This is a genomic window from Pseudactinotalea sp., assembly GCF_048594945.1.
In the GTDB taxonomy this organism is placed as follows: Bacteria; Actinomycetota; Actinomycetes; order Actinomycetales; family Beutenbergiaceae; genus Pseudactinotalea.
On record NZ_JBMDXJ010000028.1, the window covers coordinates 1 to 2,746 of the forward strand.

The window sequence follows — 2,746 nt, forward strand, 5'->3', positions numbered from 1 at the left end:
CCGGATGAGCTGCGCGCTCCTGGACACCGGATGAGCTCGTTGATCGCCACTCGCGAGACCGTGCAGGAGGCGATCGCGTCCCTACCGGAGCACTACCGGGAGGCGGTCTCGCTGCGAGATCTGCACGGGTTTGCGTACGCCGAGATCGCCGAGCGCCTCGGGCGAGCGGAAGGCACGGTCAAGGCGCAGGTCTCCCGTGGCCGCGCGCTGATCGCCGAGCGCATGGCCGACCTAGGGCCTTCGGCGGTTGAGCGGTGAGCGGTGAGCGGCTCGGCCGCTACCGCCTGGACGGAGTCATCGGGGTGGGCTCGTTCGCGACCGTGCACCGGGCGCACGACGCGGCTCTCGACGATGAGGTCGTGGTCAAGGTGCTCGCGGAGAACCACAGCCTCAACCCGCAGATCCGCGAGCGATTCCTGGCCGAGGGGCGAACGCTGCGCCGGGTCGCCAGCGCGCACGTGGTGGCGGTGCACGACATCGGAGAGTCCGACCGTCAGCAGCCGTACCTGGTGCTGGAGCACGCGGACCGCGGAACGCTCGCGGCGCGCGTGGAGGCGCTGCGGGCGGCGGGCCGAGTCGCCACGGCAGCCGATGTCCTCGCCCTCGCGAGGCCGCTCGCTGCGGCGGTGGAGGCGGTGCATGCCCGAGGGATCGTGCACAGGGATCTCAGCCCCGGCAACGTGCTGCTCTCCTCGGTCGGCGCGAGCGACCAGCTCGACGCCGGGACCGCACGAGCCAGCCTGGTGCAGGCCGACGAACGGCTCGTCGTCGCCGATCTCGGGATGTGCAAGGACCTCGCACGCAGCTCCGGTCTGACGGTGGCGAGCGGCACCGTCGGCTTTCGTGCGCCTGAGCAGGATGGCCCGGGTGTGGTGGACATCCGCGCGGACATCTGGGCGATGTCCGCGCTGCTGCTGTGGGTGTGCGAGCGCATGCGCGCCGACGCTGACCAGCTGCCTGCCCGGCTGTTCAGGGTGCTCAAGCGTGGTGCTGCGGCCTCGCCACGCAACCGGCACCCCGATGCCCGCCGTTGGCTGGCGGAGGTCGAGAAGGCGCTCACGCCACCGCCGGTGCAGCATGAGGAGCCTGCCCGCGATCGGCCGCGTTCCGGGTGGCTCCCGCGCCGTTCGCGGCGCCTGCTGACGGTCATGATCGTGCTGCTCGCGGTCGGCGCCGGTCTGCTCGGAGGGCTTCGACTGGGCGCCGACCCTGTCGCTGCCCGGTCCGGTGAGGCCGGGGTCTTCATCGACGGGCCCGAGCAGGCCACCGTCGGCGAGAGCGTGACGTTCCGTGCCGTGGTCGACGGGCCCACCACGTGGGTGTGGCAGCTGCCCAACGGCTCCTACGTGGTCGACGAGGAGACGGTCACGCTGACCGCGCGAACCCCGGGAGACGCGCGGCTGGTGCTCCGTTCTCGCACTCCGGATGGTGTCGACCTCGAGGTCGTTCATCTGCTGGAGATCGTCGACTGAACGCTGATGTGAGGCACCTCACAGGTAGGTGCTGCAACTTTCCGTGCGTCCGCAGCGACTCACTCATGTCCGACACACGACGACGCCCGCCGGCGTCAGCAGGGAGAGCACGATGGCCAGCAGAGCAGTCCGGTACCGCTTCAGCGTGGGGCTCGCGATCCTCGGCGCGCTCGCGCTGGGCGGCTGCAGCGACGCCGACGGTGGCTCGGCCGAGTTCGAGGAGCCGACCAGCGCCTCCGCCACGGACGCGGAGGGGTCCGCGACGCCGACACCCGAGAGCGAGGCCAGCGAGTCCTCGACAGCGTCGGGCGATGACGGAGCGAGCGCCGGGGCCACCAGCCTCGACCCTGCCGACGCGGTGGAGGCCCTGACCTACCCGATGCCGGACGGCGACGGCGAGATCACGGTCGGCCTGCACTCGTTGCGCGTGGAGGGACAGAGCATGGTGCTGATGCTCTCCTTCGTCGCTGACTACGAGCACGCGGAGGGCGATGAGCTGACATTCAACGAGATGCACGGCCGCGTGGACAACGCCGGCAACACCTTCATCGCGCCGGTCCTCAGCGATCGCGACAACCTCAAGACCTACCACGTGCTCACGCAGAAGGGCGAGGCGTACACGTATCGGGCGGTGAGCCTGAGCTCACCGTGGTCGACCGACGTCAACGGGCTGCGGCTGACCTCCGGTGAGCCGCTCTTCGTGTGGGCGAACTACGCGTTGCCGGAGGAAGGTACCGAGAAGGTCACCATCAGCATCGACCAGGGCCTGCCGCAGTTCGAGGACGTGGTGATCGAGCGATGAGCGTCGCCGATCGCACCCTGTCCTCACGCCGGGTCGTCCGCGCCACGGTGATCGCGGGGTTCGCGTGCTCGCTCCTCGTCATCGGGCTGGCTCCCGCCGTCGCCGACGACCTTCCGACCTCTCCGCCGGACGAGCCGGAGGGCGGCATCCCCGATCCGTCCGCGCACGTGCTGACCTTTCACCCCGAGGGACACGTTCTTCACTACGCGGCAGAGGCTCACGTCCAGTACCTCGGCGAGGGCACCGACGACGAGCCCAACGTGATCGTGCTGCAGTCGGACATCCTGTTCGACATCAACAGCTGGGAGCTGCCGGACTCCGCCGCCGAGCGAATCGCTGAGCTGGTCGAGGATGCTCCCGAGGGTGCCTCCGTGCAGGTCCAAGGCCACACCGACTCCAACCCGGTGGGCGCCGGTCACGACTTCGACAACCAGGAGCTCTCGCAAGAGCGTGCGCAGGCGGTCGCCGACGC

4 protein-coding genes are annotated in these 2,746 nt (G+C 70.1%); all 4 read left to right on the forward strand.

All coding sequences use genetic code 11. The annotated features are described in order from the left end of the window. Positions 1-258: RNA polymerase sigma factor (locus ACOJSN_RS01305; protein ID WP_420110702.1), on the forward strand; the 258-nt coding region annotated here is incomplete at its 5' end. Beyond that, positions 255-1,472, forward strand: coding sequence for a serine/threonine-protein kinase (locus ACOJSN_RS01310; RefSeq protein ID WP_420110703.1), 1,218 nt, complete (start codon positions 255-257; stop codon positions 1,470-1,472). The genes ACOJSN_RS01305 and ACOJSN_RS01310, both read left to right, overlap by 4 nt. 112 nt (positions 1,473-1,584) lie before the next feature. After that, a complete protein-coding gene (locus ACOJSN_RS01315; RefSeq protein ID WP_420110704.1) occupies positions 1,585-2,274 on the forward strand; it encodes a hypothetical protein in 690 nt (229 codons plus the stop codon). After that, positions 2,271-2,746 (forward strand): OmpA family protein (locus ACOJSN_RS01320; protein ID WP_420110705.1); only part of this gene is annotated, 476 nt, incomplete at its 3' end. The genes ACOJSN_RS01315 and ACOJSN_RS01320, both read left to right, overlap by 4 nt.